We start from the raw sequence: 19,064 nt of genomic DNA on the forward strand, positions 1-19,064 counted from the left end.
ATCTGTACGAGCTGCCGCCGGACGAGGCCAAGACGATCCCGCAGGTGCCGGGCTCGCTCGACAAGGTCCTCGATGCGCTCGAGGCCGACCACGACTACCTGACGGCGGGCAACGTCTTCACGCCCGAGGTGATCGAGACCTGGCTCGAGTACAAGCGCGAGAAGGAGATCAAGCCGCTCGCGGCTCGCCCGCACCCCTTCGAGTACGAGCTCTACTTCGGGGTCTAGCCAGAACGCTGGGCAGAAGCGGTAGCAGTCCGCAGAGAGTCCGCACGAGCAGCCAGAACGTCCGCGACGGCTGCTCGTGCGGACTCTTCCTTGTCCGGCCACAGGTGCGTGTACGTGTCCAGCGTCGTCTTCGCCGAGGAGTGCCGCAGCCGCGTCTGCACGACCTTCACGTCGAGGCCCTTCGAGATCAGCAGGCTCGCGAAGTAGTGCCGCAAGTCGTGGATGCGGAACCCCTCCGGCAGGCCCTCCACCGTTGCCCGCGCCCGCCGAAAGGCCTCCTCGAGGGTGTACGGCGCGATCGGTCGCCCGATCATCCCAACCACGATCGTCGGGCTCCCCCACTGCACCGGGTTCCGGTTCAGCTCGACCGCGAGCTCGAGCGGGATCGGGATCGGCGTCCGGGACATCTCCGTCTTCAGCTCCGCGTTTGGGTACTGCACTGCGGGCTTGATCACGCCCCGCATGAAATCGACATCGGAGGTGCGGAGCGCGACGATCTCCGCCACCCGCAGACCGGCGAAGGCGCCGAGCAGGATCGCCGGCCGCATCGGCTCCGGCATCGCTTCGTACAGCGCCCACACCTGCCCCGTCGTCGCCACATAGGGGCGCTGCTTCGCCGCGCCAGGGGACGTGCGCCTGGACACGGGCGACCGGGGTACAAGGCCGTCGTGCACCGCGTCGGCGAAGATGTGGCCGAGGCGCGCATGTATGGCGTAGATCGTCGAGTCCGCGAGGCCCTCGGACTTTAGCGCCGTCATCCACTCCCGGACCTCGGACGGGCGCACAGCAGACAGCGGCCGGTCGCCGAGTGCCAGGACGATGCGTCGCACGTGCACCCGCGCCTGCCGCACTGTCGATGGCCGCTTGACCTCGTAGCCGCGCATCCATGTCTCACACCAGTCCCGCACGGTCGTCCGCGCCGTCTTCGGGTCGAGATAGGTGCCCGTTACCACCGCCGTCGTGACCTCGTTGAGCCAGCGCTGCGCATCGGCCTTCAGGGTGAAGTGGCGCGCGTGCTCATTCCTCGCATCGTCGCGGTATCGGGCCCGCCAAACGCCGTCAGGACGCTTCTGAATGCTTGCCATCATGCCTCCGCTCCTCCACAAGAGAGGACCCGCGCTCAAGCCACTCGCTGAGCGGAACGCGGGTGCTAGTCGGATCGATGAAGGCCCCGCGTGACTTCGCCACCTTCACGGTGGCGAGGAAGAGCTCGGCCTCGCGCTTCGTCCGAAGCCGCGCTTATCGGTCTGCGAGTGATCGACCTTCCGGTATTGGATCCGACCGCGCCGGCCACTGCTCGTCTCGTACGCGGCGACCGATCCCATCGTTCCTCGTTCCTCCCGTATCCCGGTGAGCTGATCGTCCTGCTCCCCTCCGACATCCGCCTCCCCGCTCGCCCACCTGGTCGACTCAACTCACTCGGCCGGTGCTTTCGATACAGTTTCGGCATTTCGCCCGTCGGTCCTTCAGCACCCCAATGCCTTCCGAGAATCCGCCTGCCTGCCTCCACCCCGCAATATTTTCCCTTCTCCCTTAACCACTCTCTCCACTGGCCATTCCTTTTGTCTTGCCCTGTCTTGGTCTGCTTCCTGAATACGCGAACCACCCTCTCTCAAGGAACGCAGAGTGAGGGTGGTTCGCGTACGGCACCCGCCGAGGAAGCAGACCAAGACAGGGCAAGACGATCAAGCCCCCGTCGCCAGACCCGTCGCATCCAACGACGGAGCAAACGACGGGGGTTTTGGTCCGGCATAGGACTCGCTTCCACCCCCGTCGGCGCGTGGCCAAGACAGACGACCTACCACCCCATGTGATAGTCCGATATACGTCCATCAACCCACAGGGCCGCAGTTCGAGGAGCGGGTGGGAGTCTCACAACCCGCGAGTAAAAACCCACCCGAACGGCAGAGGTTTTAGATGGGTTTGAGAATACCCAGGTCGTGATCCTGTTTTTCGAGCCGGCGCGCTCACCGAGGGCACCATCCTCCCCCACACGTGCCGATCCAGGCAGGGCCGCCGTTCCTCGCCCAGATGATAGAAGTCGAGAAGGGTCGGAGCCTCAACGAGCAGCACTAGTCGGGGATCCCCGCCGTATCGAGCGACCCAGCAACCCTCGTTTGGATCGCTGTTGATCAACTCACACGATCGGGGTGCCCGCTGGTCCGTGTGAGGCTCTCGGCCCGACGCTTGACCTGTTCACCCTCTCCCAGCCGCCATGGTCTCGTGCTGTTCCCTGGCGCAGTCGGCGGTGCTGTAGGACCGTGCGGCGTCCGGGTGTCCTGGGTACTGCGTCGGGGGCACTGCCGGCGATCCCGATCGGTCTACTGCTGGTGGTCGCCATCCTGTTGTTGCCGACCGGCCCGCCGGCGTGTCAGCGGCGCGTGGGCGAAGATAACCCCGCCACTGGTTGCCACGCTGCGATGGTCCTCCGCTCGCTTCAACCCGAAGAGCACCGGAAGGCGGGAATCGGAACCCTTCTCAGAAGATGTCTCGCATCGGTTGTCGCTCATGAGGCAGTGGCGCTACGCTCCGCCATGGCTATGAGCCAGCCTGCCGAGGGTGGTGAGGTCGCGAACCGTGGCCCGCTTCCACTCGACCTGATCGCCCTTGGTCCTCGCGGTCGTTTTCGTCGCGATTTCCCGCGTCGCGGCGCGCCTGGTTCCGGTCGTGTCGCCCGTCGATGCCGACGACGGTCAATCTTTGCCAGTGACCAGGTGGAGGTGACGCTGTGATCCATCGACAGCAGCGACGTTGCACGGACGGGCGTTTGACAGCTTTGAGGGGAGGACCCGGATGAGCGATCCGAGGTGGTGCCTCGCGGCCGGGTGGCCCGGTGGAGAGCTCAGGTCGGCGGATACCAGTCCGTTGCTTCCCGCAGGAGGACGGACATGAGATCGCGCATGGTCGCGCTTTCCATCGCGGTGTTTCTGCTGGCATGGCCGGCATCAGCGCACGCACGACCCGGCTCAACGAGCGCGCAAGCGAGCACACCATCTCAGACCAACGCCGCCTACGCCGAGTCGAATCGCACCGTCAGAAACACGTTCGTGACAACGCAGCAGACCAGCTGCTATCGCCCAGAGGTTCCGGCTGCGCAGTTCAACTTCGGACCGGCGGAGGGCTACAGCGGGGAGACTCCCTGCTCGCCAACGACCGCGACAACCGGCGAGGACACCGGGCTCGCTCCGTACCTGACGCAGTCCCACAGCAATCCGGGCTACCCCGACAGCGGCCCGATGGTGGTCAAAGACCACTCGGAGTCGTCTTTGGCTGCCGACCCGGCCCATCCCGATCACCTCATCGGGTCGTCCAAATGGGAAACGAGTCCCGAGGGCGGCATTCATGTCCTCGGCTTCTTCGAGTCCTATGACGGCGGTCGAACTTGGCCGTTCCAGGGACACATCCCGGGCTATGAAGGATGGACGCAGATCACCGACCCGTCCGGGGCGTTTGACAGCTACGGCAACTATTACGAGCTCCAGCTGCCCTACCAATTCTCCTTCAACCCGGACGGTAGTCGAAACTACTCCGCCGACGCTAAGATCGAGCCGAATCCGACTAGACCCAACAACGTCATCTCGCTCAGCGAGCACCCGTACAAGTCGGAAAATCGGCGCACCTCGAGACAATGGTCGGCCACGAACGGCAACGACCCCCAGACATCGCGACTCGACATTCTGCGGGCCAGCGAGTCCGTCGCCCTCGACAAGCAGTGGCTCACCATCGATACCCGGCCCGACAGCCCGCACCGCAACCGCATGTACGCCATGTGGAGCGAGTACGCCGTGAACGGAGACCTGACCTCCGTCGCCTCCTACGCCGACGCTCGACCGAACGGCACCCACTCTCCATGGTCAGCGCCGATCACGCTGCCTTCGGGCCCATTGACGAACGGGGTCACGTTCGTACTGCCCCGCGTGGCCGCCAACGGCTGGGTGTACACACCCCTCTCCGCATTCACAGGGAACGTCGCGGCTATCGGAGTCGATATCTCCAAGGACGGCGGCAAGACCTGGCACTACATCGGAACCGCGTCCCCCAACATCACCACCCCACCGTCAGACCCACCCGGCACTGCACTTGCCAACACGACGATCTCTGATGGGATTTTCACCAGTTTCGCCGTCGGCAACGACCCGAGCGGGAGGGGCCCGCTGTATCTGGTGTGGGAGGACTACCGCACAGGAGTCAGCAACGTGATGTTGTCTGCATCGTCCAACGGCGGAGTCTCGTGGTCAGCGCCCTTGCGCGTCAATGACAACGCACACGCCACCGACGCGTTCCAGCCGACAGTCGCAGTGCAAGACCGCGCGGCCGGAACCGTCAGCGTGACCTTCTATGACCGGCGCCTGCCTTGTCCGGGCACTACGCGCGCCGCTGATGTCCCGGGCACCGAGTCGTACAACGCGGGCCTGCGGCTCGACACCGCGAACCCGAGATCACCCGTCGGCGCCGAACCACCCTACGGAGTCAGTAACTACTGCGTGGACAGCAGCGTCCAGTACTACCGAGCCAACCTCACGCTCTTCAATGACCACGCTCACAACATCCGCTTGACGAAACACTCGTGGGACCCCCAGCTCAACCCACACCGCAGCAGTGCGCAACGAAGTTCTACTGCGACATTCATCGGCGACTACTACGGCGACGTCATCATCGGCGGCACCAACCTCTTCGACTTCGTCAGCACGTTCGACAGCATGACGGACATCAACCAGCGCAACCCGGCGCATCAGATGCAACAAGTCCTAGCACGCCTGCCGGTGCCGACCTCATAGACGTGGCGGCGCGCTGCAGCGGTGCCGACCTGCGGCATGTCGGTATCGTGAGCACCGAGACCGCTGGGCCAGGATCTTGAGTCGCTCGTCACGTCCAATCAGAAGGGCGGACGCTGCTTGACGACCTGTGGACTGGTGACAGCTCAGCGCTGTAACGACGGTCGGCGCTGAACGCTGGTGGGTCCCGCTGAAGCGTCTCGGTAGCGACATCGATCTGGTGTCGAGATGTGAAGAGGCGCACGAACTCGGCCGCGGTCGGTGCAGCGAGCTCGACCGTTTGGGACTGGGCTCGGCAGGGTTTTGCTGCGCGTGTCGGGCAGCAAAAAGATCACGGCGCAGGTACGGAGCCCGCGGAACCGTTGATGCCCGTCCGACCCGGTGGTACACCTGTGGCTGAGCGAGGACGCGAGGAGTTCGCGTCGCCGTACCAGCAGCCGTCCAGGTCTCGGCGTTGGCGCTCGTGACGAAGCCCTGAGTCATCGTCGGTTCGGTCGCAGGGCAGCCAGTACTCGAGGTGCCTCATGGCAGTGCAGTTGGACATCAGTTCATTTCCGGTCGCCGACAGGGTGAGAGCCTTCGAGGCTCGGCTTGATGCCGCGCTCCCGCCTTCCGCCCAACTTGATGCTGCGCATGAAGCGCAAGGTTCGCTCAGCGGATGGGATCTCGGCTCGGAAGCCGTGCTCGCGGACATGCGGGTGACCGCGAGGTACCTGCAACTGAGCCGCCGCAAGCGCTCGCCGCGGTTCATGTCGAGCGGCGAGCGGCTCTCCGTGTCCGTGAATCCTGTAGGCGACTGCCGCACCAACGGTCGGGGGGTGCAGGCCAGCGGACGGCGGCTTCGCTTGCTGGACCTCACGTCCGACTTCAGCATCTGCTACCGCGGGTCTTGCCGGAGCGTCGCCTTCGACAGCGACAACGCCTATCCGGGACTCTCCGTCGACGCGGTTCGCGCGGCCGTCGGCCGGACGGATGCCAGTCCACTTCACGACCTCGTCTATCGCCACATCATCAGCCTCGCTGACTTGGCGCGTGGCCTGACGGCCGACACGCTCCTGACGACGGGCGCTGCGACCGCCGATCTCGTGAGAGCGCTCGTACAGTCCGTCTCCTCCCGCGATGCGGACCGCAAGGGAGCCCTCGCCGAAACGCTTCCGAATCGCATTGACGACTACATCCGTCGACATCTCGGCGATGCGGACCTCTCTCCAGCCCGCATCGCCGAGGCGCATCACGTCTCACTCCGCTACCTGTACGTCCTCCTCGCGGAGAAGGCGGAGACGCCCGCCGAATGGATCATGAGCCAGCGTCTCAATGCAGCTCGCATCGACCTGGCGCAGGACAGCCCCGCGGTCGGCGTCGTTGCTCAGCGGTGGGGCTTCAAGGACCAATCGCACTTCACCCGCCGCTTCAAAGCGGCGTACGGCATGACGCCGGGAGAGTTCGCTCGGACCGCTTCCAAACCGTACTGACTCGAAGGGCGGACAGCCCCGGAGCGGCTCGTTTGAAGGTGCCTGACCTGTTCGAGGCGAAGTTGGTTGGAACAGGGAGCACAAGGCCCTCAGGGCGACACGCGCCGCCCAGCGCTGACCGACGCGCTCGTCGTTTCGACGGCTCTGCGCGCTGAGGCCAGTGCGGTGCACGGTCGTGCAAGCGGGACGCCACCGCCTCGTTCTAGCGTGCGAGCTGTCCAGGAAGTGAAGCCCAGGAGGCGCCTCGTGAGCGAATTGACCCACCGCGAGTTGAGAGAGATCGACGCTGCGAACGCGTCTGATCTACCTCCGGTCGCGTTCATCCACGGCTTGTGGCTGCTGTCGAGTAGTTGGGACAGGTGGCGCAAGCACTTCGAGGCGCAGGGCTACAGCACCATCGCCCCGGGGTGGCCCGATGACCCTGAGACGGTCGCGGAAGCGAAGCAGGACCCGTCCGTGTTCGCGCACAAGATGATCGGCGTCGTCACTGATCACTATCTGGACGCGATCAGCCGCTTGACGAGAAAGCCAGCAGTGGTCGGGCACTCGTTCGGGGGTCTGATCGCACAAAAGATCGCGGGCGATGGAGTTTCCGCCTCGACCGTCGCCATCGACCCTGCGCCCTACCGAGGAGTGCTTCCCGTTCCGTGGTCGGCGCTGAAGTCAGGGGCGCCCGTGCTCGGCAACCCAGCGAACGCTGGCCGAGCTGTAGCGCTGACCTTCGATCAGTTTCGATTCGGATGGACCAACGCGCTTCCGGAGGAGGAGGCCCGGCAGCTGTACGACGAGTACCACGTCCCAGCCGCGGGCGCTCCCCTCTTCCAGGCCGTCACCGCAAATGTCAACCCGTGGACAGAGGCGCAAGTCGACATCCGAAACGCCGACCGGGGGCCGCTGCTCATCATCGCGGGGCAAGCCGACAACACCATCCCACTGGCGATCACGCACGCGATGTTCAAGCTGCAGCAGAAGAACCCAGGTCTGACCGAAATCGCCGAGATCCCGAACCGCGGACACGCCCTCACCATCGACCACGGCTGGAAGGAGGTAGCGGACGCCGCACTCAGCTTCATCGCACGCACCCTCAGCCCGGCCAGTCCCGTCCGCTGATCGCACAAGGTGCCCGGGTCAGGGCCCGGGGTCACACCTTCGCAGGAGCAGCGCCCGGCCCGCCGCTCCCGGAGTGCCTCAAGAGTGCTCCCCTTCGTCGCCGAGACGCAGGGGAGAAGGGGAAGGCCGGGGGCGCCACCTCTTCCGCTGAGCACGCGCGCCGTTACCAGTACCGCAATTCGATCCGATCCATCCCAGGAGAAGTCATGGGTTTCATCCAGACAGCAGACGGCACGGAAATCTTCTACAAGGACTGGGGCTCTGGTCAGCCAATCGTTTTCAGTCACGGATGGCCGCTCTCGGCCGACGACTGGGACGCTCAGATGTTGTTCTTCCTGCATCACGGCTACCGCGTCATCGCCCACGACCGCCGCGGGCACGGCCGGTCCACGCAGACCGGCGGCGGCCATGACATGGACCACTACGCCGCCGACGTAGCCGCGCTGACCCAGCAGCTCGACCTGCGCGACGCCATCCACGTCGGGCACTCCACCGGCGGGGGCGAGGTCGCCCATTACATCGGCAAGTACGGCGAGGACCGCGTCGCCCGGGCGGTGCTCATCAGCGCTGTGCCGCCGATCATGGTGCAGACCAAGAACAACCCCGACGGTCTACCGAAGAGCGTGTTCGACGACCTGCAGGCCCAGGTTGCCACCAACCGCTCCAACTTCTATCGGGCGTTGCCTTCGGGCCCGTTCTACGGCTACAACCGCCCAGGGTCGGCGGCATCCGAACCGGTCATTCAGAACTGGTGGAGGCAGGGAATGATGGGCGGGGCGAACGCCCACTACGACGGCATCGTCGCGTTCTCACAAACAGACTTCACCGAGGACCTCAAGAAAATCACCGTCCCGGTGCTGATCATGCACGGCGACGACGACCAAATCGTCCCGTATGCCGACTCCGCGCCCTTATCAGCCCAACTCGTTCAGAACGGCACCCTCAAGACCTACCCGGGCTTCCCCCACGGGATGCCCACCACTGAGGCCGCCACGATCAATGCCGACCTATTGGAGTGGCTGCATTCCTGACTTTTTCGTAACTAGACGGAGCCCCCAATTTGCGGCGCTGGACCTGGCAGGGCATCAGCCCGTTCAGCAATGAAGGACAGAGGCTTCCTGACGCCGACGTGTGATCATCGACGCGGCCGGCAATCCGCTGGCTCTGCTCGACCTTCCTGAGGCATACCTGGCCGGTTCGCCGGGCCGCGGACTTCCCGGCCTGGGCTCGGTCCGTACCCGGCTCTCTCGTCGGCCAGCTCGCCAGACGTCAGTCGATCCTCAACGCGAAGGGCACGATCACCTCCGCCAAGCCGTTCATCGGCAGGACCTTCGACGAGGTCTCGGAGGAGGCGTCTGCCGTCGGGTTCGGCGTGGTCCCGAGTCCCGGCGGGGAGGCACGCTTCGACATCCGGGGCAAGCTCCTCGCGCCGGAGGAAATCAGCGCGCTCGTGCTGCGGAAGCTCGCGGCTCGGGTGCGACGACCCGCTGGCCGCCCTGCTGGGGGCCAGTCCGCAGAAAGTCCGCAAGCGGGCCACTCTTTCCCTCTTCAGCCGACACCAGTCATGACCACATCCGCGATTTTCCGCGGCTCCCGTAACTGTCCAACACCCCACAGCACGCCGGGGCGAGTTCGAGCTCTACTACGGCGTCTAGCCCGCCGCCCCGTCGGGTCGCGGTTCGGGACGCTCCATCGGTCTGATGGCGTCCTGAACTGCGACCCGACGGTCACAGCACCCCGCGAGCGCGAAGCCGCCGACGGACGCGCTCGATCAGGGCAGCCCTGCGCGCTCCGAAGAGGTCGTCGGCGGTGACACGGATGACCTCCCATCCGGCGTCGCGGAAGCGTTCGTAACGCTCGATGTCGTAGCGGAACTGATCGCGGTCGATCCGGTGCCCGTCCCCCTCGTACTCGAGCACCAGCCCTGCGCTACGCCAGACGAGGTCTGCGTGACCGAGGACCTCGCCCAGGGAGTCGGTGACCGGAGCGTTGAGCTCGGGAGCAGGGACACCCGCCCGGGTGAGCAGCAGACGCACCCGCGTCTCCCCCGGTGAACGCGCGCCTCCACGGGCCTCCTCGAGCGCGGCCAGGAGGTTCGCCGCCCCGATCCGTCGCGTCCCACGGATCCGCCCGCCGAGGACGGCGCGCGCTGCCGCCTCATCGAGGGGCGCGTGCTCCAGAAGATGGTCGGCGACGACGATCGCCTCGTCGAGCGTCAGCTCGTCCCCGAGCTGGCACCACGCCTCGCTCGCGACGCAGACGGGGAGACCCTCGAGCGTCTGGACGAGCGGGGTGATCGACAGCCGATGGCCGACCGCGCCGGCAGCACGCGGCGGCATGTGCGGGCGGACCGCGCAGACGTGGACGGGCGATACGGCCTCCATGCGAGCAGGCAGCGGCAGGCCGTGCAGCAGCGCCGCGGTCGCGTGGCTGAAGGCCTGCCCCGGTCGGAGCCGCACGGCGTAGGCGCGGCATGCCTCGTGGATCGTCGCCGGCGTCGACGTGACCTGGACGCCTCGGAACGGACGTGAGACGTCACGACGCTTGAGGCGCCCCTCGGTCATGCCGGTGAGGCGGAGGGCTGAACGGTCGAACGGGACGTCGGCGAGATGCGGTGGAAGCGGCCTGGGGGTACGCACGCGGGAAGGATGGCCGACACGGCACATGTTCGCGCCGCTCTTCCACAGGCCGTCGGAGGCGACGACTCGCGGCGCAGCTCGAGACGCTCCGCGGGAAGTGAAGCGTCGGGAACCGCGACGCGAGACCGAGCGCTGGTGGCGGTGGCGCAGTTCGGGACGCTTCCCGGCGGAGCCGGCGTCCCGAACTGCGACGCGAACGCGTCGTCAGGCGAAGAGGCGCTCGAAGACCGTGCGAGCCCGGCGGGTGACCTTGAGCACGTCCTCCTCGAGCAGGCTCGCCGACCCCGGCTGGTACTCCAGGATGCGCGCGATGCCCTCGAGCTGGCCGCGGTCGGTCGGCAGCAGGTCGCTCGTGCGATTCGTCCAGAGGGTGATCGCGCTGCGCACCCGCGACGCGAAGACCCACGCCTCCCGCAGCTGCGCCGCGTCACGCCGGTCGAGAAGTCGCGCGCCGACGGCCGCCTCCAACGCGGCGAGCGTGCTCTGGGTGCGCAGAGCCGGCACGGTGGTCGCATGCTGCAGCTGCAGCAGCTGCACGATCCATTCGACGTCCGAGAGCCCTCCCCGCCCGAGCTTCAGGTGGCGGCTCGCGTCGGCGCCCTTCGGCAGCCGCTCCGTCTCCATCCGGGCCTTGATCCGGCGGATCTCGCGCTGGGCCGTGTCGTCGAGCTCGGCGGGGTACCGCATCCGGTCGGCGAGCTCCTCGAAGTCGAGCACCAGGTTCCGGTCCCCCGCCACGCCGCGGGCACGGAGCAGCGCCTGCGACTCCCACGTCACCGACCACCGCGCGTAGTACGCCTCGTAGGAGCGGAACGAACGGACGATCGAGCCGTTGCGTCCTTCAGGGCGCAGGTCGAAGTCGAGATCGAGCGGGAGCCGCGGATCCGTCGTCAGCCGCTTCAACTCGGCGACGAGCAGCTCCGCCTGCCGCTGCGCGAGCTCCGGCGCCATGCCGGCGAGCGCCCGGTGCACGACGATCACGTCCGCGTCGGAGCCGAAGCCGAGCTCCGCTCCCCCGTAGCGGCCCATGGCGATGACCGCGAACTCCGGCCACGGCCCGTCGTCGCGCCGCACCGACCGCAGCGCGCCGGCGAGCAGCGCCGTCGTGACATCGGCGAGGGCGGGGCCGAGTTCCTGGACCGTCACCTGCCCGAGCAGCGCGCCGAGGGCGAGGCGCAGCACCTCCCGGCGGCGGGCGGTGCGCAGGGCCGCCGCGGCGGCCTCGCGGGTGGGATGGCGCAGCACGGTGGCGGACGTCTCCGCTCGGAGCGCGGCCCGCGGCCGCGGCTTCAGGTCGGCGTCGCGCTCGAGCCACGCGACCGCCTCGGGGTTCGTCTCCAGCAGCCCGATCACGAAGCGCGACTCCGCGAGCACCGTCGCCAGCCGCCGCGCGGCGAGCGCGGAGTCGCGCAGCATCCGCAGGTACCAGGCCGTGTCGCCGAGCCGTTCCGACAGGCGGCGGAAGGCGAGCAGGCCCTGGTCCGGATCAGGACCCTCCGCGAACCACTGCAGCAGCACCGGCAGCAGCGTGCGCTGGATCGCCGCTCGCCGCGAGACCCCCTCCGTGAGCGCCCCGATGTGGCCGAGGGCGCTGCGCGGGTCCCGGTAGCCGATGCTCGCGAGCCGCGCGGCCGCCGCCTCGCTCGTCAGCTGCAGGTCGTCAGTCGGCAGGCGCGCGACGGCGCTGAGCAGCGGTCGGTAGAAGAGGCGCTGGTAGAGCCCGCGGACCCGGGAACGGACCCGGCTCCAGCGCTCCACCAGATCGTCCGCGTCGGGAGCGAGGCCGCTCGCGCGCGCCAGGACGCGCAGCTCCGCGGGATCCGTCGGCATCAGATGCGTCCGAGCGAGCCGGCGCAGCTGCAGCCGGTGCTCGAGCAGCCGGAGCACGCGGTAGTCCTCGGCGAACTCCGCGGCCTCGACCCGGCCGACGTAGCCGCGTTCGGCGAGCGCGCGGAGCGCCGGCAGGGTAGCCCGCTGCCGGACCCCGTCGTCGGTGCGTCCGTGCACGAGCTGCAACAGCTGCACGGTGAACTCGACGTCGCGCAGCCCGCCTGGCCCGAGCTTCAGCTGCCGGTCGGCCTGGCCGAGCGGGATGTGCTGCTCGACCCGTTCCCGCATCCGCTGCACGTTGGCGACGAAGTCCGGCTGCTGCGACGCCAGCCACACCTTCGCACGCACCGCCTCGACGTACGCCTCGCCGAGCGCCCGGTCCCCGGCGAGGGCGCGCGCCTTGAGCAGGGCCTGGAACTCCCAACCCTGCGCCCACCGCTCGTAGTAGCCGACGTGGGAGCCGAGGGTGCGGACGAGGGCCCCGTTGCGGCCCTCCGGCCGGAGGTTCGCGTCGACCTGCCACAGCGAGGGCTCGACGTCGGTGTCGTCGAGCACGCGCATCATCGTGATGGCGAGGCGGGTCGCGACGGGGATCGGATCGTGCGCCCCGCCCGTATCTGCGGGCTCGGCCACGAAGATCACATCGACGTCGCTCACGTAGTTGAGCTCGCGCGCCCCCGCCTTCCCCATACCGATCACGGCGAGGCGCGTCGCCGCGACGGCGGCCGCACCGCCGGTGCTGCCCACCTCGGCGCGCGCCACCGTGAGCGCCGCCTCGAGCGCCGCGGCGGCGAGGTCGGCGAGGGCCGCAGCGACGGCTTCGAGGGCCGCGGTCGCTGCCGGCTGCACGAGGTCCCAGGCCGCCAGGCGGGTGAGCTCCCGGCGGTAGGCGATGCGGAGCGCGCGCCGGCCCGCGACCCCGATCGCAGCCGCCACGCCGTCCTCGGCACCCACTGCACGGAGGAGCGCGTCGAGCAGCGCCTCCGCAGTCGGCGGTGCCGCGATCGGATGCGCGAGCACCGCCGCCTCGTCCGGGTGCCGCACCAGGAAGTCGGTGAGACCGCTCGAGGCCCCGAGCACGGCCACCAGCCGGTGCCCGAACCCCGCGTCCGCGACGGCCGCGGCGACCCGCTCGGGCGCCTTCTCGAGCAGCCGCTCGAGGCCGGTCAGCGCCTCGTCGGGGTCGGCGACGGGACGCTCGAACAGCGCGAGCAGGGCGGGCGCATCCGTCCCCGTCCGGGCCGCGAGGCCGCGCAGGCGCTCCGCGGCGCCGCTCAGATCGTCGAAGCCGGCCCTGGCGAGGTCGGTGAGCCGGAGCGCGCCAGCGGGCGCCCGGCGGTCAGAGGAGCTCGAGATTGGTGGCGAGCTCATACGGCGTCACCTGGGCGCGGTAGGCCTGCCACTCCCGTCGCTTGTTGGCGAGCACGTAGCGGAACACCTGCTCGCCCAGGGTCTCGGCGACCAGCTCGGACTCCTCCATGAGCCGCACCGCGTGGTCGAGGTTCGTGGGCAGGGGCGGGAAGCCGAGCGCACGCCGCTCGCCGTCGGAGAGGGACCACACGTCGTCCTCCGCCTCCGGCGGCAGCTCGTAGCCCTCCTCGATGCCCTTGAGGCCTGCGGCCAGCATCAGCGCGAACGACAGGTAAGGGTTCGCCGCGGAGTCGATCGCCCGGTACTCGACGCGCGCGGACTGGCCCTTGCGCGGCTTGTACAGCGGCACGCGCACGAGCGCGGAGCGGTTGTTGTGCCCCCAGCAGACGTAGCTCGGGGCCTCGTCGCCGCCCCACAGCCGCTTGTAGGAGTTGACGAACTGGTTCGTGACGGCGGTGATCTCCGGCGCGTGCCGCAGCAGCCCGGCGATGAACTGGCGGCCGATCTTCGACAGCTGGTACTCGCCGCTCGGCGAGTAGAACGCGTTCGCGTCGCCCTCGAACAGCGACATGTGGGTGTGCATCCCGCTGCCGGGCTGCCCCGACATCGGCTTCGGCATGAACGTCGCGTAGACGCCCTGCTCGATCGCGACCTCCTTGATCACGGTGCGGAACGTCATCACGTTGTCGGCGGTGGTCAGCGCGTCGGCGTACCGCAGGTCGATCTCGTTCTGGCCGGGGCCCGCCTCGTGGTGGCTGAACTCCACCGAGATGCCGAGGTCCTCGAGCATGCGCACGCTGCGCCGGCGGAAGTCGTGGGCCGTGCCGCCCGGCACGTTGTCGAAGTAGCCGGCCGAGTCGACGGGTTCGGGTCCCTCCGGGCCGATCGTGCTCGACTTCAGCAGGTAGAACTCGATCTCCGGATGCGTGTAGAAGGTGAAGCCGTGGTCCGCCGCCCTCGCGAGCGACCGCTTCAGCACGTTCCGCGGATCCGCGGCCGCCGGCTGCCCGTCCGGCGTCGTGATGTCGCAGAACATCCGCGCGGTCGGGTCGATCTCACCGCGCCACGGCAGCACCTGGAAGGTGCTGGCGTCGGGCTGCGCGAGCACGTCGGCCTCGTACGACCGCGTGAAGCCCTCGATGGCGGACCCGTCGAAGCCGATCCCCTCGGCGAACGCGCCCTCCACCTCGGCCGGCGCGATCGCGACCGACTTCAAGGTGCCGACGACGTCCGTGAACCAGAGGCGGACGAACTTGATGCCGCGTTCCTCGATCGTGCGGAGCACGAAGTCGCGCTGCTTGTCGACCACCGGTCGCGTCCCCTCCTTCGGACCGGAACCAGGCGCCGTCCGAGCCATCCCTAAACTAGCGGGCATGCCCATGCTGCGCATCGCGCTGGCGCAGACCGACCCCGTCATGGGCGACTTCCCGGCCAACGCGGCCGCCGCGATCGACGCCGCCCGTCGGGCCCGCGAGGCGGGCGCCGACCTCGTCGCGCTGGGCGAGATGGCCCTCTCCGGGTATCCGATCGAGGACCTGGCGACGCGCCCCGCGTTCCTCGCCGCGTCGCACGCGCATCTGCTCGACCTGGCCGCCCGGCTCGAGGCGGAGGGCCTGGGCGACCTCCCGATGGTGCTCGGCTTCCCGGACGGCCCCTTCGACCCGCGGCCCGACGACCGGGGCACCTCGCCCACCTCGATCGCCCAGAACTGCGCGGCCGTGCTCCACGGCGGCCGACTGGTCGCCCGGCAGGCGAAGTTCCACCTGCCGAACTACTCGGTGTTCGACGAGTACCGCAACTTCATCCCGGGCGACGAACTCGTCGTGCTGCGGATCGGCGACGTCGACGTGGCGCTCGCGATCTGCGAGGACATCTGGCGGGACGGCGGGCCGGTGAGCCGCGTCGCCTCGGCGGACGCCGGGGTGCTGCTCGTGATCAACGGCTCGCCCTACGAACGGGACAAGGACGACGTCCGGCTGCCGCTGGTCAGGCGGCGCGCGAGGGAGACGGACGCGGTCGTCGCCTACGTGAACCTCGTCGGCGGCCAGGACGACCTTGTCTTCGACGGCGACAGCGTGGTCGTCGATCCCACCGGCCGCATCGTCGCCCGCGCGCCGCAGTTCCAGGAGCACCTGCTCGTCGTCGACGTGGAGGCGCCGGATCCGGGCGAGCCGACGGTGCTCGACGGCGTCGTTCGGGTCACCCTGCCGAAGCACGAGCGCGTGCGGCCGCCGCTGCAGCCCGACGTGAGCAGGCCGCCCGACGACCTCCAGCAGATCTGGGAAGCGCTGACCCTCGGCCTCGCCGGGTACGTGCGGAAGAACGGGTTCCCCTCCGTGATCCTCGGGTTGTCGGGCGGGATCGACTCGTCCGTCGTCGCGTCGCTCGCCGCCGACGCGATCGGTCCGCAGCGCGTCCACGGCGTCTCGATGCCGAGCCGCTACTCGTCCGAGCACTCCCGGTCGGACGCCGACGAGCTCGCCGACCGGATCGGCCTCGTGTACCGCACCGAGCCGATCGAGGACCTCGTGCTGCCCTTCGAGCGCCAGCTCCACCTCGAGGGGCTCGCTGCCGAGAACATCCAGGCCCGCGCGCGGGCGCTCATCCTGATGGCCCTCTCCAACCAGGAGGGGCATCTCGTGCTCACGACCGGCAACAAGAGCGAGCTCGCCGTCGGGTACTCGACCGTCTACGGCGACTCGGTCGGCGGCTTCAACCCCTTGAAGGACGTGCCGAAGTCGCTCGTCTGGCAGCTCGCCCGGTGGCGCAACCGCGCCGCGCTCGAACGGGGCGAGACCGCACCGATCCCGGAGAGCTCCATTGCGAAGCCGCCGTCCGCCGAGCTGCGGGTCGACCAGACCGACCAGCAGACGCTGCCCTCGTACGAGCTTCTCGACGAGATCCTCGAGCGCTACATCACCGACCGCTGGAGCCGGCAGCAGCTGCTCGACGCCGGGTACGACCCGGCCGTCGTGCAGCAGGTCGTCGCGCTGACCGACCGTGCCGAGTGGAAGCGGCGGCAGAGCGCCATCGGACCGAAGATCTCGCAGATGGCCTTCGGCCGCGACCGCCGCCTCCCGATCACCTATCGGCCGGCCGACTGACGACACGTCCTACGCTCGTCCCATGGCAGATCCCCGCGCGAGGGTGCGCACCCGGCACTTCCAGCAGGCCAAGGAGACGGGCGTCCGCATCACCGGCCTGACGAGCTACGACGTGCAGACCGCCGAGATCTTCGACGCGGCAGGGATCGACTTCCTGCTCGTCGGCGACTCGGCCGGCAACGTCGTCCTGGGCTACGAGTCGACGGTGCCGGTCACCGCGGACGAGCTCATCCCCCTCACCCGGTCGGTCGCCCACGCGGCCCGGCGTGCGTTCGTCATCGCCGACCTCCCGTTCGGCTCCTACGAGCTCGGCCCGGACCAGGCGCTCACCACCGCCTTCCGCTTCATGAAGGAGACCGGAGCGCACGCCGTCAAGCTCGAGGGCGGTCGCCGCAGCGCCCGGCAGATCGAGCGGATCGTCTCCGCCGGCATCCCCGTCATGGCGCACATCGGGTTCACGCCGCAGAGCGAGCACCGGCTGGGCGGGCACCGGGTGCAGGGCCGCGGATCCGACGCGGAGGAGCTGATCGCCGATGCGCAAGCCGTCGAGGACGCCGGCGCCTTCGCCGTGGTGCTCGAGATGGTGCCGTCCACCGTCGCCCGGCGGGTCACGGAACTGCTGTCGATCCCGACGATCGGCGTCGGCGCCGGCCCGCACGTCGACGGGCAGCTGCTCGTCTGGACCGACTTCGCGGGACTCACCGCCGGCCGGATCCCGAAGTTCGTGAAGCGGTACGCGGACCTGCGCGGCACGCTGACCAGCGCCGTCGAGGCGTTCCGCGAGGACGTCGCGGAAGGCCGCTACCCGGCCCCGGAGCACGAGTACGACTGAGCGGCCGTGCCATCCGTCGTTCGCAGGATCCGGCGGGGTCGCTCAGAAGGACCCGCGGATGCTCGCGCCGCGCCACGCGTGAACTCCTGAACACGGCGGCCCGGCGGAGGTCACTGCTCGCGCCGATCCTCGTCCGCCCAGCGCCGGCTGTTCTCGGCGATGCGCGCCGCTGCGCCCTCCGCCTCCTCCCGGGACGTGTAGGGCCCGGCTCGGTCCGTCCACGGCGACTGCGCGCCGTGCTCCACCTGACCCGTCTTCGTGTTGAACCACCACGCGTCGGCGTCGGCCATGACCGTCCCCTCTCCCGTCGGCCCCGCACCGGAGCCGAAGGGGATCGTATGCCCGCACGCTAGATTGAAACGGTGGCCCAGGCGATCGGCATCGACATCGGCGGCACCGGCATCAAGGGCGGCCTCGTCGAGGTGACGACGGGTGAGCTGCTCAGCGACCGGATCAAGCGACCCACCCCCGAGGGCGGCGAGCCCGACGACATCGTGAAGGTCGTGCACACGATCCTCGCCGAACTCGACGACCGCTCCGCCGACGCCCCAATCGGCGTCTGCTTCCCCGCGATCGTGCGGAACGGCCGCACGATGTCCGCGGCGAACGTGTCCAAGAAGTGGGTCGGCCTGGCCGCCGAGCAGCTCTTCGAGCGGGCCCTCGCCCGAGACATCACCTTCGTCAACGACGCCGACGCGGCCGGCTACGCCGAGAGCGAGTTCGGTGCCGCGAAGGACGTCGACGGGCTCGTGCTCATGACCACGCTCGGAACCGGGATCGGCAGCGCGATCATCTACCGCAACCTGCTCGTCCCCAACGCCGAGCTCGGCCACCTCGACATCGGCGACCGGCACGACTACGAGACGCACGCGTCGAACGCCGTCCGCGAGCGCAAGGAGCTGAGCTGGAAGCGCTGGGCCGCCCTGCTCCAGACGTACTACGAGAAGCTCGAGTTCCTCTTCTCGCCCGACCTCTTCATCGTCGGTGGCGGCGTCTCGAAGCACGCCGACGAGTTCCTGCCGCTCCTCCAGCTCGACACCCCGATCGTGCCCGCAGCGCTGCGCAACAACGCCGGCATCCTCGGCGCCGCCGCCCTCGCCGCCCACGGCTCCGGCGACCGGTACACGCAGGGCGCCGAGCACCTCATCCGCTCCACCAACGAGAGCGCCCCCTCCCCCACCGCCTAGACTCGGCTGCGGAATGGGCCGGCAGACGGCCGCGTCGGCCGCCGCTTCACCGCGGCGACCGCCGAGGAACGTCCGGGCTCCGCAGAGCAGGGCGGTGGGTAACGCCCACCCGGGGTGACCCGAGAGCAAGTGCAACAGAGAGCAGACCGCCACGAGCGTCCGCGAGGACGCACGGGGTAAGGGTGAAACGGTGGTGTAAGAGACCACCAGGGGTCCGGGTGACCGGATCCGCTGGGTAAACCTCGCCCGGAGCAAGGTCGAACAGGGACCGATTCGGCTGCTCGCCGATGGTCCCGGGTGGACCGCTGGAGGGCTGCGGCAACGTAGTCCCGAGATAGATGGCCGTCACCGCTCCACCAGGAGCGGTACAGAACCCGGCGTATCGCCGGCCCATTCTCATTACCGCGCCGCCGCTCCTGCGGCGCGGGTCGTGGGCAGTCCGGCCGGACCGGCGCGGCGGCCCGGCCTCCCGATCCAGAGGCCTCCCGATCCAGAGACCGACTCACGGCCGTGGCCC

At 68.9% G+C, this 19,064-nt stretch carries 13 protein-coding genes, 1 other RNA gene and 1 pseudogene; 10 read left to right on the plus strand and 5 right to left on the minus strand.

What is annotated here, in order from left to right; translation table 11 throughout:
- A pseudogene (locus tag JWQ92_RS00150) lies at window positions 1-227 on the plus strand (type I glutamate--ammonia ligase); the annotation flags it as partial.
- On the opposite strand, the gene JWQ92_RS00155 reads toward JWQ92_RS00150, so the two are convergent.
- On the minus strand, window positions 224-1,333 hold the full coding sequence (locus JWQ92_RS00155; protein ID WP_297342434.1) for a site-specific integrase: 1,110 nt from the start codon (window positions 1,331-1,333) through the stop codon (window positions 224-226). The pseudogene JWQ92_RS00150 and the gene JWQ92_RS00155 overlap by 4 nt on opposite strands.
- A 1,782-nt stretch (window positions 1,334-3,115) precedes the next feature.
- On the opposite strand from JWQ92_RS00155, the gene JWQ92_RS00160 reads away from it, so the two are divergent.
- From JWQ92_RS00160 to JWQ92_RS00180, 5 genes are all read left to right on the plus strand, one after another.
- Window positions 3,116-5,005, plus strand: coding sequence for a hypothetical protein (locus JWQ92_RS00160; protein WP_297342435.1), 1,890 nt, complete (start codon window positions 3,116-3,118; stop codon window positions 5,003-5,005).
- Between the two features lie 521 nt (window positions 5,006-5,526).
- Entirely contained in the window at window positions 5,527-6,474 is a 948-nt protein-coding gene (locus JWQ92_RS00165; protein ID WP_297342436.1) for a helix-turn-helix transcriptional regulator, read from the plus strand.
- 246 nt (window positions 6,475-6,720) lie between these two features.
- Complete coding sequence (locus tag JWQ92_RS00170) at window positions 6,721-7,584, plus strand: alpha/beta hydrolase (RefSeq protein ID WP_297342437.1); 864 nt, start codon at window positions 6,721-6,723, stop codon at window positions 7,582-7,584.
- Window positions 7,585-7,790: 206 nt separating this feature from the next.
- Window positions 7,791-8,615, plus strand: coding sequence for an alpha/beta hydrolase (locus JWQ92_RS00175; protein ID WP_297342438.1), 825 nt, complete (start codon window positions 7,791-7,793; stop codon window positions 8,613-8,615).
- A gap of 266 nt (window positions 8,616-8,881) precedes the next feature.
- Entirely contained in the window at window positions 8,882-9,397 is a 516-nt protein-coding gene (locus JWQ92_RS00180) for an Hsp70 family protein (protein WP_297342501.1), read from the plus strand.
- Here JWQ92_RS00180 and JWQ92_RS00185 read toward each other — a convergent pair.
- From JWQ92_RS00185 to JWQ92_RS00195, 3 genes are all read right to left on the minus strand, one after another.
- The gene (locus JWQ92_RS00185; protein WP_297342439.1) at window positions 9,312-10,223 is read right to left on the minus strand and encodes a hypothetical protein; all 912 of its coding nucleotides are present in this window, start codon (window positions 10,221-10,223) and stop codon (window positions 9,312-9,314) included. The genes JWQ92_RS00180 and JWQ92_RS00185 overlap by 86 nt on opposite strands.
- 204 nt (window positions 10,224-10,427) lie before the next feature.
- Window positions 10,428-13,424: a bifunctional [glutamine synthetase] adenylyltransferase/[glutamine synthetase]-adenylyl-L-tyrosine phosphorylase gene (locus JWQ92_RS00190; protein WP_297342440.1), complete on the minus strand. Its 2,997-nt coding sequence runs from the start codon at window positions 13,422-13,424 to the stop codon at window positions 10,428-10,430.
- A complete protein-coding gene (locus tag JWQ92_RS00195) occupies window positions 13,393-14,733 on the minus strand; it encodes a glutamine synthetase family protein (RefSeq protein ID WP_297342441.1) in 1,341 nt (446 codons plus the stop codon). Before JWQ92_RS00195 ends, JWQ92_RS00190 begins: the two co-directional genes overlap by 32 nt.
- A gap of 64 nt (window positions 14,734-14,797) precedes the next feature.
- Between JWQ92_RS00195 and JWQ92_RS00200 the strand changes: the two genes are divergently transcribed.
- Both JWQ92_RS00200 and panB read left to right on the plus strand, forming a co-directional pair.
- Window positions 14,798-16,528, plus strand: coding sequence for an NAD+ synthase (locus JWQ92_RS00200; RefSeq protein ID WP_297342442.1), 1,731 nt, complete (start codon window positions 14,798-14,800; stop codon window positions 16,526-16,528).
- Between the two features lie 22 nt (window positions 16,529-16,550).
- Entirely contained in the window at window positions 16,551-17,360 is an 810-nt protein-coding gene (gene panB, locus JWQ92_RS00205; protein WP_297342443.1) for a 3-methyl-2-oxobutanoate hydroxymethyltransferase, read from the plus strand.
- A gap of 110 nt (window positions 17,361-17,470) precedes the next feature.
- Here the strand turns inward: panB and JWQ92_RS00210 are convergent, their stop codons facing one another.
- Window positions 17,471-17,650 carry an SPOR domain-containing protein gene (locus tag JWQ92_RS00210; RefSeq protein WP_297342444.1) on the minus strand — a complete coding sequence of 60 codons (180 nt, stop codon included), beginning with the start codon at window positions 17,648-17,650 and terminating at the stop codon, window positions 17,471-17,473.
- Window positions 17,651-17,722: 72 nt separating this feature from the next.
- On the opposite strand from JWQ92_RS00210, the gene ppgK reads away from it, so the two are divergent.
- Both ppgK and rnpB read left to right on the plus strand, forming a co-directional pair.
- The gene (gene ppgK / locus JWQ92_RS00215) at window positions 17,723-18,547 is read left to right on the plus strand and encodes a polyphosphate--glucose phosphotransferase (protein WP_297342445.1); all 825 of its coding nucleotides are present in this window, start codon (window positions 17,723-17,725) and stop codon (window positions 18,545-18,547) included.
- Window positions 18,548-18,560: 13 nt separating this feature from the next.
- Window positions 18,561-18,945: RNase P RNA component class A (gene rnpB, locus JWQ92_RS00220), an RNA gene on the plus strand.
- Window positions 18,946-19,064: the final 119 nt, after the last annotated feature.

The organism is Amnibacterium sp., assembly GCF_025463795.1.
In the GTDB taxonomy this organism is placed as follows: domain Bacteria; phylum Actinomycetota; class Actinomycetes; order Actinomycetales; family Microbacteriaceae; genus Amnibacterium.

Excerpts from the sequence above, each read along its gene's own strand:
- JWQ92_RS00175 (WP_297342438.1), top strand. The coding sequence starts at position 7,791 with ATGGGTTTCATCCAGACAGCAGACGGCACGGAAATCTTCTACAAGGAC.
- panB (WP_297342443.1), top strand. The coding sequence starts at position 16,551 with ATGGCAGATCCCCGCGCGAGGGTGCGCACCCGGCACTTCCAGCAGGCC.
- JWQ92_RS00160 (WP_297342435.1), top strand. The coding sequence starts at position 3,116 with ATGAGATCGCGCATGGTCGCGCTTTCCATCGCGGTGTTTCTGCTGGCA.
- JWQ92_RS00165 (WP_297342436.1), top strand. The coding sequence starts at position 5,527 with ATGGCAGTGCAGTTGGACATCAGTTCATTTCCGGTCGCCGACAGGGTG.
- JWQ92_RS00200 (WP_297342442.1), top strand. The coding sequence starts at position 14,798 with ATGCCCATGCTGCGCATCGCGCTGGCGCAGACCGACCCCGTCATGGGC.
- JWQ92_RS00210 (WP_297342444.1), bottom strand. The coding sequence starts at position 17,650 with ATGGCCGACGCCGACGCGTGGTGGTTCAACACGAAGACGGGTCAGGTG.
- JWQ92_RS00190 (WP_297342440.1), bottom strand. The coding sequence starts at position 13,424 with ATGAGCTCGCCACCAATCTCGAGCTCCTCTGACCGCCGGGCGCCCGCT.